24 protein-coding genes and 1 pseudogene are annotated in these 25,232 nt (G+C 71.4%); 14 read left to right on the plus strand and 11 right to left on the minus strand.

Annotated elements, in window-relative coordinates; genetic code table 11:
* Positions 1-24: 24 nt before the first annotated feature.
* Positions 25-4,614, minus strand: coding sequence for an ATP-dependent helicase (locus OG624_RS29400; RefSeq protein WP_033217369.1), 4,590 nt, complete (start codon positions 4,612-4,614; stop codon positions 25-27).
* Positions 4,615-4,694: 80 nt separating this feature from the next.
* Between OG624_RS29400 and OG624_RS29405 the strand changes: the two genes are divergently transcribed.
* The 3 genes from OG624_RS29405 to OG624_RS29415 all read left to right on the plus strand — a co-directional run bounded on the left by OG624_RS29405 (position 4,695) and on the right by OG624_RS29415 (position 6,642).
* On the plus strand, positions 4,695-5,537 hold the full coding sequence (locus tag OG624_RS29405; RefSeq protein ID WP_033217371.1) for an AraC family transcriptional regulator: 843 nt from the start codon (positions 4,695-4,697) through the stop codon (positions 5,535-5,537).
* Between the two features lie 104 nt (positions 5,538-5,641).
* Entirely contained in the window at positions 5,642-6,337 is a 696-nt protein-coding gene (locus OG624_RS29410; RefSeq protein ID WP_051763002.1) for an AzlC family ABC transporter permease, read from the plus strand.
* Positions 6,334-6,642 (plus strand): AzlD domain-containing protein, encoded by a 309-nt coding sequence (locus OG624_RS29415; protein ID WP_033217373.1) that lies wholly within the window; start codon positions 6,334-6,336, stop codon positions 6,640-6,642. The genes OG624_RS29410 and OG624_RS29415 overlap by 4 nt, the downstream gene beginning before the upstream one ends.
* On the opposite strand, the gene OG624_RS29420 is transcribed toward OG624_RS29415, so the two are convergent.
* A complete protein-coding gene (locus OG624_RS29420; protein ID WP_051763003.1) occupies positions 6,611-7,585 on the minus strand; it encodes a hypothetical protein in 975 nt (324 codons plus the stop codon). The genes OG624_RS29415 and OG624_RS29420 overlap by 32 nt on opposite strands.
* Positions 7,586-7,666: 81 nt before the next feature.
* On the opposite strand from OG624_RS29420, the gene OG624_RS29425 reads away from it, so the two are divergent.
* Positions 7,667-7,861: a DUF3046 domain-containing protein gene (locus OG624_RS29425; RefSeq protein ID WP_033217375.1), complete on the plus strand. Its 195-nt coding sequence runs from the start codon at positions 7,667-7,669 to the stop codon at positions 7,859-7,861.
* Positions 7,862-7,981: 120 nt separating this feature from the next.
* Positions 7,982-9,169, plus strand: coding sequence for an AI-2E family transporter (locus OG624_RS29430; protein WP_244290725.1), 1,188 nt, complete (start codon positions 7,982-7,984; stop codon positions 9,167-9,169).
* On the opposite strand, the gene OG624_RS29435 is transcribed toward OG624_RS29430, so the two are convergent.
* Positions 9,123-9,878 carry a Clp protease N-terminal domain-containing protein gene (locus tag OG624_RS29435; RefSeq protein WP_033217377.1) on the minus strand — a complete coding sequence of 252 codons (756 nt, stop codon included), beginning with the start codon at positions 9,876-9,878 and terminating at the stop codon, positions 9,123-9,125. The genes OG624_RS29430 and OG624_RS29435 overlap by 47 nt on opposite strands.
* A gap of 101 nt (positions 9,879-9,979) precedes the next feature.
* Between OG624_RS29435 and OG624_RS29440 the strand changes: the two genes are divergently transcribed.
* From OG624_RS29440 to OG624_RS29470, 7 genes and pseudogenes are all read left to right on the plus strand, one after another.
* The gene (locus tag OG624_RS29440) at positions 9,980-10,633 is read left to right on the plus strand and encodes a class I SAM-dependent methyltransferase (protein ID WP_202508232.1); all 654 of its coding nucleotides are present in this window, start codon (positions 9,980-9,982) and stop codon (positions 10,631-10,633) included.
* 111 nt (positions 10,634-10,744) lie between these two features.
* Positions 10,745-11,215: a hypothetical protein gene (locus OG624_RS29445; RefSeq protein WP_158711775.1), complete on the plus strand. Its 471-nt coding sequence runs from the start codon at positions 10,745-10,747 to the stop codon at positions 11,213-11,215.
* A gap of 196 nt (positions 11,216-11,411) precedes the next feature.
* Positions 11,412-11,741 (plus strand): hypothetical protein, encoded by a 330-nt coding sequence (locus tag OG624_RS29450; protein WP_033217382.1) that lies wholly within the window; start codon positions 11,412-11,414, stop codon positions 11,739-11,741.
* On the plus strand, positions 11,738-12,601 hold the full coding sequence (locus OG624_RS29455; protein ID WP_051763005.1) for an SMI1/KNR4 family protein: 864 nt from the start codon (positions 11,738-11,740) through the stop codon (positions 12,599-12,601). The genes OG624_RS29450 and OG624_RS29455 overlap by 4 nt, the downstream gene beginning before the upstream one ends.
* A gap of 182 nt (positions 12,602-12,783) precedes the next feature.
* Positions 12,784-13,893, plus strand: coding sequence for a recombinase RecA (gene recA, locus OG624_RS29460; RefSeq protein WP_030729233.1), 1,110 nt, complete (start codon positions 12,784-12,786; stop codon positions 13,891-13,893).
* Between the two features lie 3 nt (positions 13,894-13,896).
* Entirely contained in the window at positions 13,897-14,463 is a 567-nt protein-coding gene (gene recX, locus OG624_RS29465; RefSeq protein WP_033217384.1) for a recombination regulator RecX, read from the plus strand.
* 90 nt (positions 14,464-14,553) lie between these two features.
* Positions 14,554-14,896: pseudogene (locus OG624_RS29470) on the plus strand (ABC transporter permease); the annotation flags it as partial.
* 101 nt (positions 14,897-14,997) lie between these two features.
* Here the strand turns inward: OG624_RS29470 and OG624_RS29475 are convergent.
* The 8 genes from OG624_RS29475 to OG624_RS29510 all read right to left on the minus strand — a co-directional run bounded on the left by OG624_RS29475 (position 14,998) and on the right by OG624_RS29510 (position 22,776).
* Positions 14,998-15,387, minus strand: a complete 390-nt coding sequence (locus OG624_RS29475) for a rhodanese-like domain-containing protein (RefSeq protein ID WP_371588538.1) — start codon at positions 15,385-15,387, stop codon at positions 14,998-15,000.
* Positions 15,384-15,938, minus strand: a complete 555-nt coding sequence (locus OG624_RS29480) for a cysteine dioxygenase (protein ID WP_033217388.1) — start codon at positions 15,936-15,938, stop codon at positions 15,384-15,386. Before OG624_RS29480 ends, OG624_RS29475 begins: the two co-directional genes overlap by 4 nt.
* Positions 15,939-16,015: 77 nt before the next feature.
* Positions 16,016-16,102: a putative leader peptide gene (locus tag OG624_RS29485; protein ID WP_311318651.1), complete on the minus strand. Its 87-nt coding sequence runs from the start codon at positions 16,100-16,102 to the stop codon at positions 16,016-16,018.
* Positions 16,103-16,134: 32 nt separating this feature from the next.
* Positions 16,135-17,736 (minus strand): FAD-dependent monooxygenase, encoded by a 1,602-nt coding sequence (locus OG624_RS29490; protein WP_033217389.1) that lies wholly within the window; start codon positions 17,734-17,736, stop codon positions 16,135-16,137.
* A gap of 1,634 nt (positions 17,737-19,370) precedes the next feature.
* A complete protein-coding gene (locus OG624_RS29495; protein ID WP_033217390.1) occupies positions 19,371-20,264 on the minus strand; it encodes an amino acid ABC transporter permease in 894 nt (297 codons plus the stop codon).
* Positions 20,261-20,935 (minus strand): amino acid ABC transporter permease, encoded by a 675-nt coding sequence (locus OG624_RS29500; RefSeq protein ID WP_033217391.1) that lies wholly within the window; start codon positions 20,933-20,935, stop codon positions 20,261-20,263. The genes OG624_RS29495 and OG624_RS29500 overlap by 4 nt, the downstream gene beginning before the upstream one ends.
* A gap of 83 nt (positions 20,936-21,018) precedes the next feature.
* Positions 21,019-21,873: a glutamate ABC transporter substrate-binding protein gene (locus OG624_RS29505; RefSeq protein WP_033217832.1), complete on the minus strand. Its 855-nt coding sequence runs from the start codon at positions 21,871-21,873 to the stop codon at positions 21,019-21,021.
* 117 nt (positions 21,874-21,990) lie between these two features.
* The gene (locus OG624_RS29510) at positions 21,991-22,776 is read right to left on the minus strand and encodes an amino acid ABC transporter ATP-binding protein (RefSeq protein ID WP_033217393.1); all 786 of its coding nucleotides are present in this window, start codon (positions 22,774-22,776) and stop codon (positions 21,991-21,993) included.
* Positions 22,777-23,075: 299 nt separating this feature from the next.
* Between OG624_RS29510 and OG624_RS29515 the strand changes: the two genes are divergently transcribed.
* Together OG624_RS29515 and OG624_RS29520 are read left to right on the plus strand one after the other, a co-directional pair.
* Entirely contained in the window at positions 23,076-23,792 is a 717-nt protein-coding gene (locus OG624_RS29515; protein WP_033217394.1) for a response regulator transcription factor, read from the plus strand.
* 12 nt (positions 23,793-23,804) lie between these two features.
* Entirely contained in the window at positions 23,805-25,217 is a 1,413-nt protein-coding gene (locus tag OG624_RS29520; RefSeq protein WP_161295581.1) for an ATP-binding protein, read from the plus strand.
* The last annotated feature ends 15 nt before the right edge of the window (positions 25,218-25,232 follow it).

Raw genomic sequence — 25,232 nt, forward strand, 5'->3', positions numbered from 1 at the left:
AACGCTCCATGCCACTTGCGGCTGTCAGGAACGCATACGCAAACCTCGCGGGGTGGCGTGGAAGCCGGCCGCCTCCAGGGCCGGGCCCAGCGGCGAGGTCAGGGCCGCCGCCGCGTTGATCCGCTCCACCGTGAGGGCCGGGAGCGTGCCCGCGCGGGAGGCGGCCGCCAAGGCGGTCGTGGCCGCCGCGAGTCGCGGATCCTCCGGGGCGGGCCAGGCCAGCAGGGTCTTGCCACCGCGCTCCAGGTACAGGGTGAGTTCCCCGTCCACCAGGACCACCAGGGAGCCCGCCTTGCGGCCGGGCTTGTGGGTGGCCCCGGCCGGGGGCTCGGGCCAGGGCAGGGCCGCGCCGTACGCGTTCGCCGGGTCGGCCGCGGCCAGCACCACCGCCGCCAACGGGGGCGGGGTCCGCTCGGCGGCCCGGAGCCGGTCCACCGCGCCGTCCATCGCGAACTGGGCCGCGCCCAGCCCCTCCACCACATAGCCCCGACGGGCCTGGCCGCTGTCCTCGAAGGCAGACAGGACGCGGTAGACCGCGCTGAATCCGCCCTCCACCCCTTCCGCGGCGACCGCCCCGCGGGTCACGACCCCGTGGCGGTCCAGCAGGGTGCGGGCCAGGGCATGGGCCCGGTGCGTCGGGTCGGGTGCCGCGGCCGGCAGCAGGGACCAGCGGCCGGAGACCGTGGGCGGCCCGGTACGGGACACGGTCGCGCTGAGCGTGCCGTACCGGCCGCGGGGCACGGTGCGCCGGGCCCGATGGGCCGTCGAGCCCGCCGTGCGGCCCGAACCGAGCAGTGAGCGCAGTGGGGCCAGGGTGTCGTTGGTGAGCCGGCCCGACCAGGCCAGGTCCCACACCGCCTCGGAGAGCGCGATGTCCGACACCTCGGGGAACTCGCCCCGGATCGACTGCGCGATCTGCCGGAAGAACAGGCCGTACCCGCCCGCCAGCGACGCCAGGACCGCCTGGTGCAGGGGGCTCAGCTCCAACGGGTGCGGCGGGGGCAGCAGCATCGGAGCCGCCTCCGCCAGATAGAGCGAGACCCAGCCGTCCTTGCCCGGGAGGGCGCCGGCGCCCGCCCAGACCACCTCGCCCGCGGTGGTCAGCTCGTCCAGCAGGCCCGGGGAGTACCCGGCCACCCGGGACGGGAGGATCAGACGCTCCAACGCGGAGGCCGGGACCGGCGCGCCCTGGAGCTGCTCGACCGCCCGGGCCAGCCCGTCGAGACCGCGCAGGGCTCCGCCCAGGTGCTGCCACTGGGGGAGGAAGGTGGCCAGCGAGGTCGGCGGGACCGGTTCCAGCTCCTGGCGGAGCGCGGCGAGCGAGCGGCGGCGGAGTCTGCGCAGCACCGTCGCGTCGCACCACTCCTGGCCGATGCCCGCCGGGTGGAACTCGCCCTGCACCACCCGGCCGGCAGCGGCCAGCCGGTGCAGGGCGCCCTCGGTCACCGCCGCACCCAGGCCGAAGCGGGTGGCGACGGCGGCCGTGGTGAAGGGCCCGTGGGTGCGGGCGTACCGGGCGAGGAGGTCCCCGAGGGGGTCCTTGACCGGCTCGGTGAACGCCTCCGGGACGCCGACGGGCAGGGCCGTGCCCAGCGCGTCCCGCAGCCGGCCCGCGTCCTCGATCGCCGCCCAGTGGTCCGCGCCGCCGATCCGGACCGGGATGGCACGGCGGGCCTCGACGAGCTCCCGCGCCCAGGCCGGATCCGCCCCGCGCTCGGTCAACTGGCCCTGCGTCAGCGGGCCCAGCAGGCGCAGCAGGTCGGCCACCGACTCGGGATCCTTGGCCCGCCGGTCCTCGGTGAGCCACTGCAGCTCCCGCTCCAACTCCTCCAGCACCTGCGCGTCCAGCAGCTCGCGCAGCTCCGCCTGGCCGAGCAGCTCGGCCAGCAGCCGGGAGTCCAGCGACAACGCCGCCGCCCTGCGCTCCGCCAGGGGCGAGTCGCCCTCGTAGAGGAACTGGGCCACATACCCGAACAGGAGGGAACGGGCGAACGGCGAGGGCTCCGGGGTGGTGACCTCGACCATGCGCACGCGGCGCGCCTCGATGTCCCCCATCAGTTCGGTCAGGCCGGGCACGTCGAAGACGTCCTGGAGGCACTCCCGTACGGCCTCCAGCACGATCGGGAAGGAGCCGAACTCCGAGGCCACCTGCAGCAGCTGGGAGGCGCGCTGGCGTTGCTGCCACAACGGGGTGCGCCGGCCGGGGCTGCGGCGCGGCAGCAGCAGGGCCCGCGCCGCGCACTCACGGAAGCGGGAGGCGAACAGCGCGGAGCCGCCCACCTGGTCGGTGACGATCTGGTTGATGTCACCGTGGTCGAAGGCGACGTCGGCCGCGCCCAGCGGGGCCTTCTCGTCGTCGAACTCGAAGCCCTGCGGAGCGGCCGGGTCGTGGTCCAGCAGGTCCATGGACAGCAGGTCCAGGTCGGGCAGGCGCAGCACGATCCCGTCGTCGGCGTGCATCACCTGCGCGTCCATGCCGTACTTCTCGGCGAGGCGGGCGCCCAGCGCCAGCGCCCACGGTGCGTGCACCTGCGCACCGAAGGGGGAGTGGACCACGACGCGCCAGTCGCCCAGCTCGTCACGGAACCGCTCGACCACGATGGTCCGGTCGTCGGGGACGTGGCCGCACGCCTCGCGCTGCTCGGCGAGGTACGTCAACACGTTCTCGGCGGCCCAGGCGTCCAGGCCGGCCGCCACCAGCCGCAACCGGGCGTCCTCCTCACCGAGGCCGCCGAGCTCGCGGAGGAACGCGCCGACCGCGCGCCCCAGTTCGAGCGGCCGGCCCAGCTGGTCGCCCTTCCAGAACGGCAGCCGGCCCGGCACTCCGGGGGCGGGGGTGACCAGGACCCGGTCGCGGGTGATGTCCTCGATCCGCCACGAGGTGGTGCCCAGGGTGAAGACGTCCCCGACACGGGACTCGTAGACCATCTCCTCGTCGAGCTCCCCGACCCGGCCGCCGCCCTTCTTCGGGTCGGAACCCGCGAGGAAGACACCGAAGAGGCCGCGGTCGGGGATCGTGCCGCCCGAGGTCACCGCGAGGCGCTGCGCCCCCGGCCGGCCCGTGATCGTGCCCGCCACCCGGTCCCAGACCACCCTCGGCCTGAGCTCGGCGAAGGCGTCCGACGGATAGCGCCCGGCCAACATGTCCAGCACCGCGGTGAACGCCGACTCCGGCAGCGCCGCGAACGGCGCCGCCCGCCGCACCAGGGCGAGCAGGTCGTCCAGCTGCCAGGTGTCCATCGCGACCATCGCGACCAGCTGCTGCGCCAGGACGTCGAGGGGGTTGGAGGGCACCCGGAGCGACTCGATCGCCCCCGTGCGCATCCGCTCGGTGACCACCGCCGCCTGCACCAGGTCGCCGCGGTACTTGGGGAAGACCACCCCGGTGGAGACCGCGCCCACCTGGTGCCCGGCCCGGCCCACCCGCTGCAGCCCGGAGGCCACCGAGGGCGGGGACTCGACCTGCACCACCAGGTCCACCGCGCCCATGTCGATGCCCAGCTCCAGGCTGGAGGTGGCGACCACGGCCGGTAGCCGGCCCGCCTTGAGATCCTCCTCCACCAGCGCCCGCTGCTCCTTGGAGACCGAGCCGTGGTGGGCGCGGGCCAGCAGCGGCGGAGCGCCCAGCGAGGCCCCCGACTGGGCCATGATCTCGGCCGGGGGCGCTCCCTCCGGCATCTTCTCGCCCATGGCACGCTCGTACGCGATCTCGTTGAGCCGGTTGCACAACCGCTCGGCGAGTCGGCGGGAGTTGGCGAACACGATCGTCGAGCGGTGCGCCTGCACCAGGTCGGCGATCCGCTCCTCCACATGCGGCCAGATCGACGGTTTGTCCCCGCCCTCCTTGCCCTCGGTCGCGGGGGAGCCGCCCAACTCGCCCATGTCCTGGACCGGGACGACCACCGACAGGTCGAACTCCTTGGTCGAAGGCGGCTGGACGATCTCCACCTTGCCGCGCGGCGACAGATAGCGGGCCACCTCGTCCACCGGCCGGACCGTCGCCGACAGACCGATCCGGCGTGCCGGGCGCGGCAGCAGCTCGTCCAGCCGCTCCAGGGAGAGGGCGAGATGGGCGCCGCGCTTGGTCCCGGCGACCGCGTGCACCTCGTCCAGGATCACCGTCTCGATCCCCGTGAGGGCCTCCCGGGCCGCCGAGGTCAGCATCAGGAACAGCGACTCGGGCGTCGTGATCAGGATGTCCGGCGGGCGGGTGACCAGCGCCCGCCGCTCGGCGGGCGGGGTGTCACCGGAGCGGATCCCCACCCGGATGTCCGGCTCCGGCAGGCCGAGGCGGACCGACTCCTGGCGGATCCCCGTCAGCGGGCTGCGCAGATTGCGCTCCACGTCGACGGCCAGCGCCTTCAGGGGCGAGACGTACAGCACCCGGCAGCGCTTCTTCGACTCCGCGGGCGGCGGGGTCGAAGCGAGCCGGTCGAGGGCGGCGAGGAAGGCGGCCAGGGTCTTGCCGGAGCCGGTGGGAGCCACCACCAGCACGTCCGATCCCTCCCCGATCGCCCGCCAGGCGCCCTCCTGTGCGTCGGTGGGCGTGACGAAGGCCCCCGTGAACCACGAGCGGGTCGCGGGGGAGAACGAGTCGAGCGCAGCGCCTGCCATGCCCCCATCGTGCACCCGGCCACTGACAACGGGCCGGACCTGGGGAAACGCGCGACGCGGGCGGGGCGCAGAATGGGGGGATGGGGACGGACGAGGGCGCCGGGGGCCGCCGGGAGTGGGCACGGCACTGGCAGTACGCGGAACTGCCCGGGCTGGACCTGCTGCGTGCCCACTACGTACGCCACACCTTCCCGCGGCACGCGCACGACGGGTACGTCATCGCGGCCGTCACCGGAGGCATCGAGGAGATCGGGCTCCCCGGCCACGTGGTGCGCGCCGGGCCGGGCAGCGTGGTCCTGATCAACCCCGAGGTACCGCACACCGCGCGCGCCGGGGTGCCCGAAGGCTGGGCGTACGCCACCCTCTACCCCTCGCGCGAGCTGATCACCGAGGTCGCCGAGGAGATCGGCACGCTGCGCGGCACTCCCGGCTTCACCGCGGACATGATCTCCGACCCTCGGGGCTCGCAGGCCATCACCGAGATCCACCGGGCCGCCGAGGCCGGGAACGCGCTGGCCGCCGACACCCTGCTGCGCGGTGTGGTGGCGCGGATGCTGACCCGGCACGCCGGACCGCTGCCCGCCCGTACGGTCCGGGGCGCGGGCGGCGCCGACGCGGCCGCGGCACGCGCCCTGCTGCAGGAGCGGATGGCCGACCCGCCGTCGCTGGAGCAGCTCGCCGCGGAGCTCGGAACGAGCCCCTTCGCCCTGCTGCGGGCCTTTCGCGAGCGGTACGGGATGCCGCCGCACACCTGGCTGACCGACGCCCGCGTCCGGCAGGCCCGCCGGCTCCTCGACGCGGGCACGGCGCCCGCGGAGGCGGCCGTCACCGTGGGCTTCACCGACCAGCCGCACCTGAACCGACACTTCACCCGCATCGTGGGGGTGCCGCCCGGCGCGTACCGGCGGGAGCGGACCGCTTAGGCCGTCTCGCGCCGGGCGCGCAAGAACGTACAAGCGCAAGAACGTACAAGACCGGCCGGCCCCGCCCTGCGTAGTTTCGGGGCGTGGGAGAACATCAAGCAGTGATGCAGGAGACCCCCGAGGGGGTCGCCGAGGGGCGGCCGCGGGCCGCCGTCGTCCGCGACGCGCTCGGAGTCGGGGTGGCCGTCGGGCTGTCCGGGTTCGCGTTCGGGGTGACCGCCGCCGGGGCCGGCATCAGCACCCTGCAGGCCTGTGTGCTCAGCCTGCTCGTCTTCACCGGCGCCTCGCAGTTCGCCCTGGTCGGAGCGCTCGCGGCGGGTGGGAACCCGTTCACCGCCGCCGCCGGGGCCTTCTTCCTCGGCACCCGCAACGCCTTCTACGGGCTGCGGCTGTCCCAGCTGCTCAAGCTGCCCCGGCCCGTGCGGCCCCTCGCCGCGCACTGGGTGATCGACGAGACCACCGCCGTCGCGCTGGCCCAGCCCGACCGGAAGTCGGCCCGCCTCGGCTTCACCGTCACCGGGCTCACCCTCTACGCGCTGTGGAACCTCACCACCCTGCTGGGCGCGCTCGGCGCCGAGGCCATCGGGGACACCCGGGCCTGGGGCTTGGACGCCGCCGGCCCCGCCGTGTTCCTGGCACTGCTGGCACCGATGCTGAAGACCTCCACCGAGCGGGCGGTCGCCGCCCTCGCGCTCGTCCTCGGGCTCGGCTTCCTGCCCGTACTGCCCGCCGGCGTGCCCGTGCTGATCGCGGCCCTGGCCGCCCCCGTCGTGCTGTGGATGAAGGGACGCCGTCCGTGACCGTCTGGATCGCCATCGGCCTCACCGTCGTCGGCTGCTACGCCGTCAAGCTCGCCGGGCTGCTCGTCCCCGCCGGGGCCCTGGAACGGCCGCTCGTGCGCCGCCTGGCCGCCCTGCTGCCGGTCGCCCTGCTCGCCGCGCTCACCGCCCAGCAGACCTTCAGCACCGGGTCCGCCCTCGTCGTCGACGCCCGCGCCGCCGGGCTCGCCGCCGCCGGGCTGGCGCTGCTGCTGCGCGCCCCGTTCCTGGTGGTGGTCGCGGCCGCCGTCGTCGTCACCGCGGGGGTACGGGCCCTGGGTGGCTGACCGTCGCGGGCAGGCGCCCGTAGGCGCGCAGGGTGAGCAGGGCCTCCAAGGTGGCGATCGGCCGCCGCTCCAGCGAACTCCCCGGCGCCCAGGCCCGCCGGCGTACCGGCCAGCCGCCGTCGGGCTGCTGCTCGGAGGCCAGGAAGTCCAACGAGCGGCGCAGCTCCGCGTCGGTGAACCAGCCACGGGCCAGCGACTCCGGCCGCTTCGCGTAGTCGTGCGGATACAGCCGCTCGCCCGGCGCGTAGCCGGGGGCCTCCGGGTACTCCGCCCGCCGTACCGGATCGAGCACCACGAGCCGCTGCTCGCGCACCAGCCGGCCCAGCCGGTCCGCGGCCGCCGCCGCGCGCGCCCGGTCGGGGATGCCGTCGAGGAAGGCCACCGCGCTCTGGACCTCGTACGGATGCGTGTGGCGCAGATTCTCGACCCGGTCCCAGCAGAAGTCCGTGGCCCGGAAGAGCCAGGCGTGCCAGACCCGGTTGCGGTGCAGTAAGCCGACCACGGGGCCCGTGGTCAGCAGCTCGCCCGGCGGGTCGTCGTGCATCGGGTGGTAGGGGGCCGCGGGATAGTCGCGCGGGGCCGGGAAGACCACCGGAAGCGCGCCGTCCAGGGTGGAGACCCCGGTCAGATGGCGGCAGAGCCGCTCGATGCGCTGCCCGGCGCAGCGGCCCAGGCTGTCGAGCACGCGCAGCGCGTGCGCGGTGTGCAGCGGCTGGCTGAGCGGGCCGCGAAGATCCGGATCGAGTGCGTGACCGTAGCCCCCGTCCGCGTTGAGATACGAGCCGAGGGCCGTGTCCACCGGGTCGGCGTCACCGCCGAGGAAGTGGAACGCGAACCGCCGCTGCTCCAGCACACGGGCCGTGAGCCAGATGAACCCCTCGGCGCGGGCCAGCGGGGTCTGTGGGGATCGTGGGGTCTGCGAGGAAGCTTCGTCTCCGGGCATGCGTGCAACCTAGGACGCGGTGGTGCGGCGGGGAGGGCCGAACGCGGGCGGTGCACTCTCCCGGGGCGGGATACTGGGGGCATGCGGTTGACGATTTTCTGGGAACGGATGGCGGAGCACTTCGGCGCGGGCTACGCCGACTCCTTCGCGCGCGACCACGTCATGACGGAGCTCGGCGGGCGCACCGTCCACCAGGCGTTGGACGCGGGCTGGGAGACCAAGGACGTGTGGCGCGCGGTGTGTTCGGCGATGGACGTGCCCGCTTCGCTGCGCTGACGCCGCCCTGATGACGACCTGGCCGGCGCGCTGTTTCGCCGTGGCGGGCGGGGGTGGGACAGACTTGGCGCCGTGGCAGCCAGCGAAGAGACGACCGACCAGCCCGCCGAGGCGCGAGGAGTGACACCGCCGGAGCGGGTGGCGGAGCCGACGACGCCGGTTCCGCCCGCGCCGCCGACCCCACCACCCTCAGGTGCGGCCGACGCCGCGGACGCGCGCATGCCACGCTGGCTGCCGCGCGCCGTGATCCTCGTACTGGCCCTCGTGGCCTGCTTCCAGCTCGGCAGCTGGGCCTTCCACCAGCTGATAGGCCTGCTGGTCAACATCCTGATCGCGTTCTTCCTCGCGCTCGCGATCGAGCCGGCGGTGGCCAGGATGGCCGCCACAGGCATGCGCCGCGGGCTCGCCACCTTCGTGATGTTCCTCGCGGTGTTCGTCGTGACCGCAGGCTTCCTCGCGCTGCTCGGCTCGCTGCTCGCCGGGCAGATCGTCGCCATGGTCGAGGGCTTCCCGGGCTATATCGACGCGGTGATCAAGGCGATCAACTCCACCTTCCACACCGAACTGTCCCGGCTGGAGATCCAGGAGAGCGTGCTGCGCTCCGACTGGCTGCGCAAGTACGTGCAGAACAGCGCGTCCGGCGTGCTCGACGTGTCCGCCACCGTGCTCGGCGGACTCTTCAAGCTGCTGACGATCGGGCTCTTCTCCTTCTACTTCGCCGCCGACGGACCGCGACTGCGGCGCGCGCTGTGCTCCGTACTGCCGCCCGCGAAGCAGGCCGAGGTGCTGCGCGCCTGGGAGATCGCCGTCGCCAAGACGGGCGGGTACCTCTACTCGCGCGGGCTGATGGCCTTCATCTCCGGTGTCGCGACCTACATCGTGCTGGCGGTCCTCGGAGTGCCGTACGCACCCGCGCTCGCCGTGTGGGTGGGGCTGGTCTCGCAGTTCGTCCCCACCATCGGCACCTATCTCGCGGGCGCGCTGCCGGTGCTGCTCGCCTTCACCGTCGATCCCTGGTACGCGCTGTACGTACTGGGCTTCGTGGTGATCTACCAGCAGTTCGAGAACTACGTCCTGCAGCCGAAGCTGACCTCGAAGACCGTGGACATCCATCCGGCGGTGGCCTTCGGATCGGTCATCGCGGGCACCGCCCTGCTGGGCGCGGTCGGGGCGCTCATCGCGATCCCGGCCGTCGCCACGCTGCAGTCCTTCCTCGGCGCGTACGTCAAGCGTTACGAGCTGACGCGGGACGCGGAGTCCTCTACTTCCCGTCGGCGTCGACGCGTACGACTGCCAAGGCTTCGCTGACGGTCGCCTCGACGGCGGCCTTGTCCAGACCGAGGCCGCTCAGGGGGCCCTCGCCGTTCTCCAGCTCCAGGAGCGCGAGCAGGACGTGCTCCGTACCGACGAAGTCGTGGCCCAGGCGAAGGGCTTCGCGGAAGGTGAGTTCGAGGGCCTTCTTCGCGGACGCGTCGAAGGGGATCAGGTCGGGCACCTCCGGCTGGGCCGGGGGCAGCAGGGCGGTCACGGCGGCGCGCACGTCGTCGACGGCGATCCCCTGGGCGCGCAGGGCGTACCCGGCGAGCCCCTCGGACTCGGCGAGGAGGCCCAGGACCAGGTGCTCGGTGCGGATCTCGGTGCCGCCGGCGGCGCGGGCCTCGTTCTGGGAGGTCATGACGACGTTGCGGGCGCGGGGGGTGAACCGGCCGAAGCCCGCGTTCGGGTCGAGGCCGCCCGCGCCCTCCTTGTCGGCCTTGGGGACGAAGCGCTTCTGGGCCGCCTGGCGGGTGACGCCCATGCTGCGGCCGATGTCGGTCCAGGAAGCGCCGGAGCGGCGGGCCTGGTCGACGAAGTGGCCGATGAGGTGGTCCGCGACGTCCCCGAGAGCCTCCGCCGCGACGACGGCGCCGCTGAGCTGCTCCAGGGGGTCGGTGTGGACCTTGTTGATGGCCTCGATCAGGTCGTCGAGGCGTACCGGATTGGTCATGCGAACGGGTTCCACCGAAGGGTTCGTCATAGGTGCAACCGTAGGTTGACACCTCGATGAGTGTCAACCCTGGGTTGTCACTCAGGTGGGGAGTGTTCATGAGCGCGGAGCCGGGGTGCCGGTGCCATCCTGTGGAGAAGAGTCGAGACGCGGAGGCCGCCATGGGGTTCTACGCCGAGCAGGCGGTGCCGCGGATCCTCGACGTCGCCTGCGGGGCCAAGATGGCCCGGCCGCTGCGGCGCCGGGTCTGCGACGGGCTGACCGGCGAGGTCGTCGAGATCGGCTTCGGCGCGGGGCACAACGCCCCCTTCTATCCGCAGGGCGTCACGAGCGTGTCGGCGGTCGAGCCCTCCGACGTCGCGTGGCGACTGGCCGCCAAGCGCGTACGGGACGCCCGCGTCCCGATCCGAAGGGCCGGCCTCGACGGCCAGTCCCTGCCCTTCGAGGACGACGGTTTCGACTCCGCGCTGTCCACCTGGACGCTGTGCACCATCCCGGACGCCGTGGCCGCCCTGCGCGAGCTGCGCCGCGTCCTGAAGCCCGGCGGAACCCTGCACTTCGTCGAACACGGACTCGCCCCGGCGGGCGACCCGCGCGTGCGCCGGCTGCAGCGCCGGCTCGAACCGCTGAACATGCGGCTGCTGGGCGGCTGTCACCTCACGCGCTCCGCCCCGGACCTGTTGGCGGCGGCGGGATTCACGATCACCGCCCTCGACGTCTTCTACGAGGAGGGGGCGCCGAAGTTCCTGTGCGCCGAATCCCTCGGGACGGCGATCTCCCCCTGACCGACGACCGACGACCGGCCGACGACCCGTCACGAAACCATCACGAGGGGGACGGGCCCGGAGCGGCCCTGGCAGCATCGGTCGGACCGATCCAGGGGGGTTCCAGGTTCCATGAGATTCCGTGTGCGCGTCCCCGTGGCGACCCGCGTCGCCTTCGTCGCAGTGACCGTCGTCGCCGGCACGTCGATGCTCGGGGGCTGCTCCCAGTCCCCGGCCGATCGGCTGGAGGAGTGGTACAGCTCGGGAGGCGAGACTCAGATCAAGAAGCTGAACGAGGACGCCGGCCGGGTCAACGAGGTGAGCATGCGCACGATCGACGTCCAAGGACCCGCCTGCCAGGACCTGTTGGCCCAGACCGCCAAGGCCGAGAAGCTGGACCCTATCCCGGACGAAGCCGCCCAGCGGTACTGGAAGGAAGCCCTCGGCGGATTCCGGCGGGGTGCGGGTGAATGCGCCGACGGGGCCGCGAAGAAGGAAGAGATCCAGGTCTCCCGGGGCATCAGGGTGGTCCAGACCGAAGGCCTCCCCAAGCTGGTGAGCACCGTCTCGATGATCAAGGCGGGGCTGGCGGCGGCCAAGTGACCTGAACGGGCCCGATGTCGGTGGCGGTTGCCGACTTCCGCTCCGTTGTCGGTACCGAACGGCCACGGCAGGCCGGAGGAGATCTACTTCCGTGGCTTCTCCGGCGACTGACGGACGGCCTCTCCACCCTGGGCGGGGGACACCGCGCACGGTCATCGTGTCGATCCCCGCGCGGGGTGCTGCCTAGGCTGCTCGCATGGCTCATGCGAAGACCTCCTACGTCTGCCTGCCCTGCCGGGCCTCGTACAAGCAGCCCTACGACAGGGACCGGGAGCGGATCTGCCCGCGGTGTGCGGGGGCCCTCGTCCATGTGGGCTCGGCCTTCGCCGCACCCCCGCGCCGGGACACCGCGGGATGGCGGACCCTCGCCGTGCTGCTCAACGCGGGCGTGCGGTTCCACAAGAGCTGCTGCGGCGGGCCGGGCTACCGGCCGCGCACCCTGCACGAGGTGCGCGAGCGGATGGCGTACGCGCGGCGGACCGGCACCCCCTTCGCGGAGGCGCTCGTCCTGCGCGACCTGCCGTGATCGGGCACGACGCCCTCGCGCGGCTCGTGACACCGCCGACCGCGCCCGTCGAGGCCCGTGGCGACTGGACCGCGGCCGAGACCGCGCTCGGGGTACGGCTGCCCGACGACTACAAGTGGCTGGTCGCCACCTACGGATGGGGGGAGTTCTGCGATCTCCTCCACCTCCACACACCCTTCGGTGCGAACCGGTACAACCGCGTCGAGTGGCAGAGCGCGCATCCGACGGAATCGCCGGAGCGTGACCGCGAGCGCTACCCGTACCCGCTGCACCCGGCGCCGGGCGGGCTGCTGATCTGGGGCACCACCATGGACTCCGACCGGCTCTGCCGGCTCACCGACGGGGAGCCCGAGGAGTGGCCCGTCGTGGTGTGGAGCAGCGAGGGCTGGTACGAGACCCACCGCACGGGCGCGGCCGCCTTCTTCGAGGGCTGGGTCGGCGGCCGCGTCCACTCCCACCTGCTCGGCGCGATGGATCCGGACCTGGCGCCCTGGTTCAACACCTTCCGGCCCCGCGTCGACCGGTGCGTGGTCCTGTCCGAGGGGCCCCTGTCCCATGACGAGCGCCTGAGCCGTCTGCGCACGGCGCCGGCCCCCACCACGGACCGCGGCGCGTGGCGCTCGGAGCGTGACGGGAGCGGACAGGACCACTTCGCGACCCTCGACGCCGACTGGCTGCTCACCTACGACACCCCCCACCCGCACCGGATCCGGATCGCCTTCCCGCCCGAGGACACGGAGCGCATCCGACACCGGCTCTTCGCCGCCGCCGAGCTCATGGAGTGCCGGGTGCTGGAGGTCACGACCGCGGCGGGGACCCCGCTGGAGACCTGGGACGCGGTCACGGACGAGGACGAGTAGCTCGGTACCCACGGAGTCCTCGCAGGTGGGGGAGGGGTGGGCGTGGCGCGCTTGACAGGAAAATCGAACATCCATTCTGATGGGTTATCCACAGCCGAAACGCTCGTGGAGGCGCATTGTCAGTGGCAGGCATTAGCGTCAGTGACGTGAAGCGATCGACTCAAGCAAACCGGGTGGAACCCATGGCAGGCACCGACCGCGAGAAGGCTCTCGACGCCGCTCTCGCACAGATTGAACGGCAATTCGGCAAGGGTGCGGTCATGCGCCTCGGCGACAAGCCGAACGACCCCATCGAGGTCATCCCCACCGGGTCGACCGCGCTGGACATCGCCCTCGGCGTCGGCGGGCTGCCCCGCGGCCGTGTGATCGAGGTGTACGGCCCGGAGTCCTCCGGTAAGACGACCCTGACCCTGCACGCCGTGGCCAACGCACAGAAGGCCGGCGGCACCGTCGCCTTCGTGGACGCCGAGCACGCGCTCGACCCCGAGTACGCCAAGGCCCTCGGCGTCGACACCGACAACCTCATCCTGTCGCAGCCCGACACCGGCGAGCAGGCGCTGGAGATCGTGGACATGCTGGTCCGCTCCGGTGCGCTCGACCTGATCGTCATCGACTCCGTGGCGGCCCTCGTGCCGCGTGCGGAGATCGAGGGCGAGATGGGCGACTCGCACGTCGGTCTCCAGGCCCGACTGATGAGCCAGGCGCTCCGGAAGATCACCGGTGCGCTCAACCAGTCCAAGACCACCGCGATCTTCATCAACCAGCTCCGCGAGAAGATCGGCGTGATGTTCGGCTCGCCCGAGACCACCACCGGTGGTCGCGCGCTGAAGTTCTACGCCTCCGTGCGCCTCGACATCCGCCGCATCGAGACCCTCAAGGACGGCACGGACGCGGTCGGTAACCGCACCCGCGTCAAGGTCGTCAAGAACAAGGTCGCGCCGCCGTTCAAGCAGGCCGAGTTCGACATCCTCTACGGCCAGGGCATCAGCCGCGAGGGCGGTCTGATCGACATGGGCGTGGAGCACGGCTTCGTGCGCAAGGCCGGCGCCTGGTACACGTACGAGGGCGACCAGCTCGGCCAGGGCAAGGAGAACGCCCGCAACTTCCTGAAGGACAACCCCGACCTCGCCAACGAGATCGAGCGGAAGATCAAGGAGAAGCTGGGCGTGGGTGTCCGCAAGGACGCCGCCGCCGAAGCGGGCGCGGACGCGACCGACGCCGCGGCCACCGCCGTGCCCGCCCCGGCATCGAAGGCCAAGACGACGGCCAAGGCCGCCGTGGCCAAGAGCTGACCCGTGCGCGAGCAGGAAGGGGGCGGCGAGCGCCGAGCCGGCCGTGAGGGCCGTTCGGAGCTGCCGCCCCAGAGCCCCGAGGAGCAGGCGCGGGCGATCTGTCTGCGCCTGCTCACCGGGAGCCCGCGTACCCGGCGCCAGCTCGCGGACGCCCTGCACAAGCGGGGCATCCCCGAGGAGGTGTCGCAGCAGGTCCTCTCCCGGTACGAGGAGGTGGGCCTGATCGACGACGCCGCCTTCGCCGGAGCCTGGGTCGAGTCACGGCACCGCGGTCGGGGCCTGGCCCGCCGGGCGCTGGCGCAGGAACTCCGGACCAAGGGGGTGCACGCCACCCTCGTGGAGGAGGCCCTGGAGCAGCTGGACTCCGACCAGGAGGAGCAGACCGCCCGGGAGTTGGTGGAGCGCAAGCTCCGTTCCACCCGGGGCCTGGAGCGGGACAAGCGGATCCGGCGTCTCGCCGGGATGCTCGCCCGCAAGGGATACCCGGAGGGCATGGCCCTACGGGTCGTGCGCCAGGCGCTGGAGACGGAGGGCGAGGACGCCGACGACCTGGGATATCCCGGGGAATAAGCCGGTGGGCCCGGGGTGGGGGTAGCCCCCGGGACCGGACGCCGGGACACGCCGATGTCAGGGGCATGGCACGGCGGCGGAGTGGGCCGCATGATGCTGCGTCACGCCCTTCAGGCCGTCAGGGACCGCAAGGCCGGTTTCCTCGGCGCCTTCGTCGCACTGCTGTGCGCGGCCGCCCTCGTCACCGCCTGCGGAACGCTCCTGGAGACGGGACTCCGGAACGATCGGCACCGAGCGCCACGCGGCCGCACCGATCCTCGTCTCCGCCGACCAGAACGTCCACGAGACCACGGTCAAGGAGAAGCAGGGCGGACGGACCAAGACCAAGCACAAGGCCGAGCCCGTCGCCGAGCGGGCCTGGCTCCCCGCCGCCACCGTGGACACCGTCCGCGCCGTACCCGGCGTCGAGCGGGCCGTCCCCGAGCTCACCTTCCAGGTCGCCCCCTGGTCACGCCCCCGGAAAGCCGCTGACCTCGTACGGGGATCCGCACGTGCCCGCCGTTGCCGGAGGCGCTGCCCCGGACCCCGGAGAGTTCAGGTGGGGGTGACCGGGAGGCCGGCCGCCTTCCAGGCCTGGAAGCCGCCCGTCAGGTCCGTCGCGCGGTGCAGGCCCAGCGCGTGGAGCGAGGCCGCGGCGAGGCTGGACGCGTAGCCCTCGTTGCAGATCACCACCACCTGGAGGTCGTGGCTCGTGGCCTCGGCGAGGCGGTGGCTGCCGTGCGGGTCCAGGCGCCATTCCAGCTCGTTGCGTTCGACCACCAACGCGCCCGGGATCAGCCCGTCCCGCTCGCGCAGGGCCTGGTAGCGGATGTCGACCAGGACGGCCCCGGCGCGGGAGGCGGCGTACGCCTCCCGCGCGTCCACGCGGGTGTAGCCCGTACGGACCCGCTCCAGCAGCTCGTCGATGCCGATCGGGGCGCTCACTGCCAGTCCGCCGGACGCTCGACGTGCTCCAGGTTGAGCACCGGGCCGCTGCGGCTGTAGCGGCGGATCAGCGGGAGCGGCGGGTAGTAGGCGTGCACGGAGATCGCGTGCTCGGCCGGCGCCTCGTTGAGGACCTCGTGCACGTGGTGCTCCCGGAAGGCGCGCCCCGAGCCCGCGTCCAGCGTGCGGTGGCGGTCGACGTCCGGGGCCAACTCCAGGGACTTCCAGCCCTCCGAGGGCAGCCGCACGGCCAGCGAGTGCTCGGTGAGCCGACCCCGGGCGGTGGCGAACGCGCCCCGCGATTCGGCGTGGTCGTGCCAGCCGGTGCCGGTGCCCGGCGGCCAGCCGATCAGCCATGCCTCACTGCCGCCCGGCCCGTCCAGCCGGACCCAGGTGCGGCCCTCCGGATCGAGCGGCAGCGAGGCCACGATCGCGGGATCGGCCGCCGTGCGGAGGGCGAAGTCGAGGAGTTCGGCGGCCGTGGGGCCCCCTGCCGCCGCGCTGGAGCCGGACTCCGGGGCGTACGAGGGTGCGGATGCGGGTGCAGACATGAAGAAGGACCGTTCCTGGGTTCGCGGAGATGCGCGCGGGCCGGTGGACGGCACGGGGCGCGCGGAGGGAAGGCGAATCAGCAGGAAGGGCGACACACGCAGCCCGCGTAGCGGAGCAGGTCCATATGGACCCTCCGCCACAGGCGTACGTCGTTGCCGGTCATTCCGCGAGTGAACCACGGAGTCCCGGACACGGTCAATCGATCACCACGGTCGGTGTCGGCGCCGGCTTGGCCGCAGGCGTCGCCTTGGAGGGCGTCGGCACCCGGGACGCGGGCGCGCCCGCCCGGACCGTGTCCGCCGCCTCGTACAGCTCCGCCGGGCGGACTCCCGCGAAGGTCGCCGCCAGGTGCCCGTCCGGCCGCACCAGCAGCACGGTGTGTGCCGGGGCCCCCGGGTAGCTGTCCGCGACCAGCAGGTCGGTGCGGACCGGGAGGGCGCTCACCGCCGCCGCGAGGCGGGGCATCAGACCGGCGCCGAGCCAGTGACGGCGGTCCCAGACCCCGGTGCCGGGAGCCACCAGGACCACCAGGAGCCGGCCCTGCCCGATCAGGTCCCGCAGGGGCACGGTCGCGCCGTCGGGCGCGGTCACCGGGACGTTCGCCACCGGGCCGCCCGGCTCCGTGGCCGTCGGCACCTCCCGGACGGCGACCGGCGGGGCGTACGTGGGCTCCGCGCCCAGCGGTCCGCGCCCCAGGTGGCCGTCGGTGAGCAGGGATTCGGCGCTGCGCGCGGCTCCGGGGAGGTAGGTGCGCAGGCCGCCCCCGGCCCGCAGCGAAGGCATCGCCTGGTCGGCCGCGCGCAGCCGGGAGGCGACCGCGGTGCGCCGCTCGCCCTCGTAGCTGTCGAGCAGGGCCTCGGAGGCCCCTTGGTGCCAGGCCAGGGAGAGCTTCCACGCCAGGTTCTCGGCGTCCCGGAGCCCCTCCTCCACCCCCTGGGTGCCGAGCGCGCCCAGCAGGTGGGCGGCGTCCCCGGCGAGGAAGGCGCGGCCGTCGCGCCAGCGCCGGGCAAGCCGGTGGTGCAGGGTGTGCACCCCGGTGTCGATGAGGTCGTACGGGGGCGTGGTGCCGCCGCACCAGACCGCGAGGGTGTCGCGGATCAGGGTCACCAGCGCGTCGGGAGTCACGAGCTCCCCGCGGGGCGGGAGCAGCCAGTCCAGCCGCCAGACCCCGTCGGGCAGGGGCCGGGAGGTGACCTCCTGCGGCGGGCTGCGGTGCAGCAAGGCCTCGCCGGGCCAGGGCAGTTCGGTGCGCAGCGCGGCCACGGCGTGCCGCTCCACGGCGGTGCGGCCGGGGAAGCGGATGCCGAGGAGCTTGCGCACGGTGGAGCGGGCGCCGTCGCAGCCGACCAGGTAACTCCCGCGCCACCAAGTGGTCTCGGCGCCCCGGGTGTGCGCGGTGACGCCCCGTCCGTCCTGCTCCAGGGAGTCCACTTTGCTGTCGGTGACCAGCTGGACGAGCGGGTGGGCCGCGGCGGCGTCGCGCAGTCCGCGCGTCAGCGCGTGCTGCGGCAGGTGCAGCGGGGCCGGGTGGTCCTCGAAGGTGATCCGCCGGTCGGGCCGGCTCCGGCGCATGGTGCGCCAGGCGGCGAAGTACGCCCCTTCGTCGCGCAGCGTCGTACAGCCCAGTCGGTGCGCCATGGCCGCCGTTTCGGCGTGCAGCACGACGGTACGGGCCGGGCGGACCTCCTCCTTGCCGGGCCCTTCGTCGAGCACGACGGAGGGCACGCCCGCACCCGCGAGGGCGAGCGCGAGGGACAGCCCGACGGGGCCCGCGCCGACGACGATCACCGGGTCCATGGCACGGCTCCCGATGTCCGGTATGTGATCACAGAACGTATGCAACCCACTGTAGGTGCCCGCGTCAAGTGACCCTGGTCGGCGTGCCGACAAGGGGAGCGTGAGATTCCGAATATGGCATTACCTTATTCGAGCGGTGAAGGTCATTTGATTGTCGCCTCCTGCAAGGGCTCGAGAATTGGACAGTGTGGCGCGTTTGATGTGTGGCGAATTTCGGTCGCCGAGCTTCCAGAATTAGTCCTTCCGTCTCCGAAGCTCAGGGAATGCTCAGAGACTTTATATTTACTTGCAGGGGCGTGAGCGGTGTGGAATTGTCGTCGATGCGCGAGGGGCGGGTGATGCCGTCCGTTGCAAGAGGAGAGGTGCGGCCTCGAATCGAGGTTGCTACCTCAGCGTTTTTTGATTGACCCTTGAAGGGTCTTCAGCGTGAGAAAGTGGGTGAAGGAAGTTGCTGAAGAGTACTCGTCTTCGTGCCGCCGTAATTCCGGCGACGGGGCTGCTGCTGGCCGGTGTCTTCTCCATCGGAGCCGCTACCACCGCATCGGCTGCTGCTATGGGTCGTCCGGGAGGTTGTAAGTACGAGGTTCCGGGTAACTGGGGGGCGGTTGCCAGCTGTGGTAGTCACAACGGCGGTTCCTACCGAGCGTATGTCTTATGCACGGACTCCGAGAACGGTCGGGTTTCGGGTTTCTATGGGCCGTGGAAGCAGGTGGGAACCTCTGTCGCCTACTGCCAGCACTCATTTCGGGCCACCTCCGCAGGTATTGAGACGTCCGTCCGCGATAACACCTGAGTTTTTCGGATCACCGGGAAAGGAACAGCGATGATGAAAAAGGCATTCGTGGCGCTGGCTGCTGCGGCGATGGCATGTGTCGGGCTTCAGGGAACGGCCAATGCTGCTCCTACGGGCTGGCCGGACGGTTGTGCGAGCTGGACTGTCCCCGAGAGTAACGGTCGGGCGGCCCACTGTTCCAGCGGTAATGGCGGCCGATGGAAGGCGGTCGCCAAATGTCAGCCGTATAATGGTGAACCGGCCATTGAGTGGGACTCTAATTCCTGGTCCACCAGTGGGGCTTCATTGGCCTTCTGTCCGCCGATGACTTACGTAATTGGCGGCACGTTCTGGACTCGGTCCTATTAGGGCTTCGAGCCGTTCTCTATTGCTTGGCGCCAAGCCCGAACGGGTTGACGGTGATCGGTCGGGCGGAGGTGGGGTGCTGCCCGTAGTTGGAGGTGTGAACCGCCACACTGTCCCTCGAACGTGCTGAGATCGGTGCCGCAAGTGCCCGTTGAAATGCGGCAAGCCGCTAGATGCGCGCTTTCGCCATGGTGCTGTGTACTCGGTTGCGACCGCAGCCGTGGTGCTGGAGTGTCCGATGAAGGTGCCGGGGTACTCGTCGAGCGCGCTGCCGATCAGGCCTAACCGGTGAGGACCGGCCGCCGTGGGGCGGCTTGACACCCACGACGCTGCTTGTGCCGAGTGATGCAGTGTCCGAACAAGAGTGTGGTGCGGCGGATGAGATCCGCCGCACCACACCGCCGTGCTTGTGTACTGACCGAGTGTCAGCTGTCTGCTCCCGCGTGCCGCCTCTGCGTAACGTAGCAGTTCCGGCCTCGCTGGTCGGCTACTCGTGTCAGGGGGCCTTGCCCACGCCGGCCGCACCGCCCGCGTCGACCTCGGCCACATCGCCCTCGACCACGGCGCCGGTGCCCCTCTTCGACTGCCGCAGTCGCCTCTCCAGCCAGGAGGCCAGGGTGGTGAGGGTGAAGTTCACGGCGATGTAGATCAGGGCGATCACGACCATGGTCGCGATCGTGTTGCTGTAGTTGGCGGCGATCTGCCGGTTCATCGACATGAGGTCGGCGAACCCGAGGAAGGCGCCGCCGAGTGCGGTGTCCTTGAGGATCACCACGAGCTGGCTGACCAGCGCGGGCAGCATCGCAGTGACGGCTTGGGGGACCAGGACGTACATCATTGTCTGACCCTTGCGCATGCCGATCGCCTTGGCCGCGTCGGCCTGGCCACGAGGCAGCGACAGGATGCCGGCACGAACGATCTCGGCGATGACGGAGGCGTTGTACAGGACGAGTCCTGTGACAACCGCATACAGCGGCCGCAGATCGGAGCTGACGGTGCCGAGCAGTACGTAGAGGGCCGAACTGAAGATCATCAGGATGAGGACCGGGATGGCACGGAAGAACTCCACCAGCGCGCCGACCGGGACACGGACCCATGCGTGGTCGGAGAGCCGCGCGATGCCGAGGATCGCGCCCAGCGGCAGCGCGATCACCATGGCGATCAGGCCTGCCTTGAGGGTCTCACCGAGGCCGGGAAGCAGGAACGTCGTCCAGATCTGGCTGTCGGTGATGAACGGGGTCCACTTGTCGGCGTCGAGCTGGTTCTTCTCCGCCATGCGGGCGAGGACCCACCACAGAGCCAGCGCGACGAGCACCAGGAAGACGCCGGTGTAGATCCAGTTGCGGACCTTGGCCTTGGGGCCGGGTGTGTCGTACAGAATGGAGCTCATCGCTTCACCGCCACTCGCTTGGCCACCCAGCCCAGAAGCAGGCCGGTGGGCAGGGTCAGCAAGACGAAGCCGAGGGCGAAGACCCCGAAGACCGCGAAGAGCGCGTCCGCCTCGTTCTCCAGCATTTCCTTCATCAGCAGGGCCGCTTCGGCCACACCGATGGTCGCCGCCACGGTGGTGTTCTTGGTGAGGGCGATCAGTACGTTGGCGAGCGGTCCGATGACCGCCCGAAAGGCCTGAGGGAGCACGATCAGGCGGAGTACCTGGAAGAAGCTCAGCCCCAGTGCGCGGGCCGCTTCAGCCTGGCCGACGGGCACGGTGTTGATGCCGGAGCGCAGGGCCTCGCAGACGAAGGTGCCGGTGTAGGCGATCAGTCCGAGGACCGCGAGCCGGAAGCCGGCCTCCTTGGAGGTGTCTCCACCCAAGTTGATGCCGAGGGTCTGGTACAGGCCCAGTGAGCAGCCGAGGACCAGCAATGTCAGCGGTGTGTTGCGCACGGTGTTGACGTACGCGGTTCCGAATGCCCGCATCAGCGGGACCGGACTGACCCGCATCCCAGCCAGCAGGACGCCCCAGATCAGGGACCCGACCGCCGAGTAGAGGGTGAGCTGAACCGTCACCCAGAAGGCTCCGAGCACGTCGTACTGCCCGGAATCAAGAAAATCGAACACGATGCCCTGCGCTCTCCCCAGGATGGCCGGTGAGGTGCGCCGCCGCCCGCGGCAGGCGGGCGGCGACGCTCCTCACCGATGAATCAGCTGCCTTCGGTGATCTGCGGGGCAGGCTCGGCCTTGTAGCCGGCGGGGCCGAGGTTCGCGTCCACGGCCTTCTGCCATGAGCCGTCCTCGACCATCTTCTTGAGCGCTGCGTTGACCTTGGTCTGCAGCTCCTTGTCGCCCTTCTTCAGGCCGATGCCGTACGGCTCGTCGCTCAGCTTCAGTCCGGCCAGCTTGAACTTGCCCTTGTTCTTCTCCTGAGCGGCGTAGCCGGCCAGGATCGAGCCATCGGTGGTCAGTGCGTCGACGGCCTTGCTCTCGAGACCGGTCAGGCACTCGGAGTACCCGGGGTACTCCTGCAGGTCGGCCTCAGGGGCCAGCTTGGTCTTGACGTTCTGCGCGGAGGTGGAGCCGGTGACCGAGCAGAGCTTCTTCTTGTTGAGGTCCTCGGCCTTGGTGATCGACGTGTCGTCGGCGCGGACCAGCAGGTCCTGGTGGGCCAGGAAGTACGGGCCTGCGAAGTCGACCTTCGCCTTGCGCTTGTCGTTGATCGTGTAAGTAGCTACGACCAGCTTGACGTCACCGTTCGAGATCAGGTTCTCGCGCTCGGCGCTGACGGCCTGCTTGAACTCGATCTGGTCCGGCTGGTAGCCGAGCTCCTTGGCGACGTAGGTCGCGACGTCGACGTCCAAGCCGGTGAACTTGCCGTCCGGGGTCTTGAGACCCAGACCGGGCTGGTCGTACTTGATGCCGATGACGATCTTGTCCTTCTTGGCGCCACCGGACGCACCGCCGTCACTGGCGGCGTCCTTGTCGCCGCCGCCACACGCGGTCGCGGTCAGGGCAAGGGCGACGGCGACGGCCGCGGCCGCAGCGGCCTTGGAGATCTTCATGGTGAACTTCCCTCGGATGAGACGTTGTTGAACGACGAGCGACGCTTGCGGCGCACGCGCGGCCGACAGGAACGATCCGGCGGTGATCCGCATACGGATGACTACCAGACGTGAACCTCAGTGGTGCAGGATCTTCGACAGGAAGTCCTTGGCGCGGTCACTGCGCGGGTTGCTGAAGAACTGCTCGGGGGTGGCCTCTTCGACGATCTTGCCGTCGGCCATGAAGACGACCCGGTTGGCCGCCGAGCGGGCGAAGCCCATCTCGTGCGTGACGACCACCATGGTCATCCCCTCGCGGGCGAGCTGCTGCATGACCTCCAGCACCTCGTTGATCATCTCCGGGTCCAGGGCCGAGGTCGGCTCGTCGAAGAGCATCACCTTCGGCTCCATGGCCAGCGCCCGGGCGATGGCCACACGCTGCTGCTGACCGCCGGACAGCTGCGCCGGGTACTTGTCGGCCTGCGAGCCGACGCCCACCCGCTCCAGCAGGGACAGCGCCTTCGCGTGGGCCGCGGCCTGGTCGGTCTTGCGGACCTTGAGCTGGCCCAGCATGACGTTCTGCAGCACCGTCTTGTGCGCGAAGAGGTTGAACGACTGGAAGACCATGCCGACGTCGGCGCGCAGCCGGGCCAGTTCCTTGCCCTCGGAGGGCAGTTCCTTGCCGTCGAGCGTGATCGTGCCCGAGTCGATGGTCTCCAGGCGGTTGATGGTCCGGCACAGCGTGGACTTGCCCGATCCCGAGGGACCGATCACCACGACTACCTCACCGCGGGCAATGCTCAGATCGATGTCCTGAAGCACGTGCAGCGCGCCGAAGTGCTTGTTGACGTTGCTCAGTACGACCAGGTCGTCTGCGGCACCGGCCGCGTCCTGCACGTCCTTGGTCACTGATACTCCGCTCATCGGCTTCTTGCTCCGTCCTCCTCGGTTGGGAGGACAGTAGTGACGTGACGCGCACAACGTCATCACATCTGAGGGAGAATTGAGGATAACGATCCGGCCTCTTCCGGATACGCTCCGTGCGCGGTGCCCGCGTGGTCGATCATGTCCGCGTACCGGGTGCATAACGGAAGGCGCGCCGGGGCGGGACCCCCTTGACGTGGGAGTCAGCATCGGCGTGGATGCATGGTGGCCCTCCGTGCGGCCCCACGTGTGACCATGCGTGGTGAAATCCGAGTGGGAGAAGAGGAGAGGGGGACGGTATGAGACTGCTGCTCGTCGAGGACGACGACCACGTCGCGGCAGCCCTGTCCGCGATCCTCGCCCGCCACGGCTTCCAGGTCACCCACGCCCGCAACGGTGAAGAGGCCCTGCAGGCGCTCCTGCCCGCCGGCACGCCGACCGGCCCCCAGCCCTACGGCGTGATCCTGCTCGACCTCGGCCTGCCCGACCAGGACGGCTACGAGGTGTGCGGCAAGATCCGCAAGCGCACCGCCACGCCCGTGATCATGGTGACGGCGCGGGCCGACGTGCGCTCCCGCATCCACGGCCTGAACATGGGCGCCGACGACTACGTGGTCAAGCCCTACGACACCGGCGAGCTCCTCGCCCGTATCCACGCCGTCGCCCGGCGCACCGGAGCCGCCGACGAGGCCGCCGCCCCCGGCTCCGGCACGCCCACCACGGTCCACCTCGGCTCCGTCAGCATCGAGCTGCCCAACCGCCGGGTCAGCGTGGACGGCGCCGACGTACCCCTCACCCGCAAGGAGTTCGACCTGCTGGCCCTGCTCGCGCAGCGGCCCGGAGTCGTCTTCCGACGCGAGCAGATCATCAGCGAGGTGTGGCGCACCAGCTGGGAGGGGACCGGGCGCACCCTGGAGGTCCACGTCGCCTCGCTGCGCTCCAAGCTGCGCATGCCCGCCCTCATCGAGACCGTCCGTGGGGTGGGCTACCGGCTCGTCACCCCGGCCGCTCCCTAGGGGCCCTCCGCCGTGCGTGCCCGTCTGCTCCCCCTGCTCATCATCCTGATGGCGGGCACACTGCTCGCCCTCGGTTTCCCGCTCGCCGTGAGCCTGGCCGCCGGGCAGCAGCAGCGGGTGGTGGTCGACCGGATCGACGACAGCGCCCGCTTCGCCGCCCTCGCCCAGTTCGTCATCGACGCCGAGGGCTCCGGATCCACCGGCGCCGCCGAGCGCCGCGACACCCTGGGCAAGGAACTCGCCCGCTACCAGACCCTCTACGGAATCCGCGCCGGCATCTTCTTCCGCGACGACAACGCCCTCGTCCGGTCCCCGAGCTGGTGGACCCTCCCGCAATCCCGGGAGGGCCGCAAGGCCCTGTTGGACGCGCTGGCCGGCCGGCGCAGCCATGATCCGCCGCAGGTGTGGCCCTGGCAGACCGACGGCAAACTGCTCGTCGTCTCCCCGGTCGTCCTCGACGGCGACGTGGTCGCGGTCGTCGCCACCGAATCACCGACCGACCAGATGCGCGGCCGGATCCTGAGGGGCTGGCTGCTGATCGCGGGCGGCCTCGCCGCAGCCATGCTGGTCGCCTTCGGCGCCGCCCTCAGGCTCACCAGCTGGGTGCTCAAGCCCGTGCAGACCCTGGACGCGGCCGCCCACGGCATCGCCACCGGACGGATGAACTCGCGCGTCGCGGCCGCCGGCGGCCCCCCGGAACTCCAACGCCTGGCCCACTCGTTCAACGAGATGGCCGACAACGTCGAAGAGGTCCTGGAACAGCAGCGGGCGTTCGTCGCCGACGCCTCCCACCAACTGCGCAACCCGCTCGCGGCGCTGCTCCTGCGGATCGAACTGCTCGCCCTCGAACTGCCCGAGGGCAACGAGGAGATCGCATCCGTGCGCACCGAGGGCAAGCGCCTGACCCAGGTCCTGGACGACCTGCTGGACCTGGCGCTGGCCGAGCACGCCTCCGCCGAGATCAGCCTCACCGACATCGGCGCCCTGACGGCCGAGCGGGTCGCCGCGTGGCGCCCGTACGCCGAGGAGAAGGGCGTACGGATCACCGAGACGGGCCGGACCGCCATCACCGGCTGGGCCGACCCCATCGCCCTGTCCAGCGCCCTCGACGCCGTCATCGACAACGCCCTCAAATTCACCCCCACGGGCGAGGAGGTCGACGTGTCCGTCTCCACGGCGGGGCGTTCCGTCCGCGTGGTCGTCGCCGACCGTGGCCCCGGCCTCACCGAGGACGAGTTGCTGCGCGTCGGCGACCGGTTCTGGCGCAGCGGCCGCCACCAGAACATCAAGGGCTCCGGGCTCGGCCTGTCGATCTCCCGGGCCCTGCTCGCCGCCGGCGGCGGGTCCCTCTCCTACGAGAAGAACCCGCCGCACGGGCTGCGGGTGACGGTGGCCGTCCCGCGCACCGACCCCCAGGGCGCCTGAGCCCGAGCGTGAGTA

The sequence above is a fragment of the Streptomyces virginiae genome (assembly GCF_041432505.1).
Taxonomy (GTDB): domain Bacteria; phylum Actinomycetota; class Actinomycetes; order Streptomycetales; family Streptomycetaceae; genus Streptomyces; species Streptomyces virginiae_A.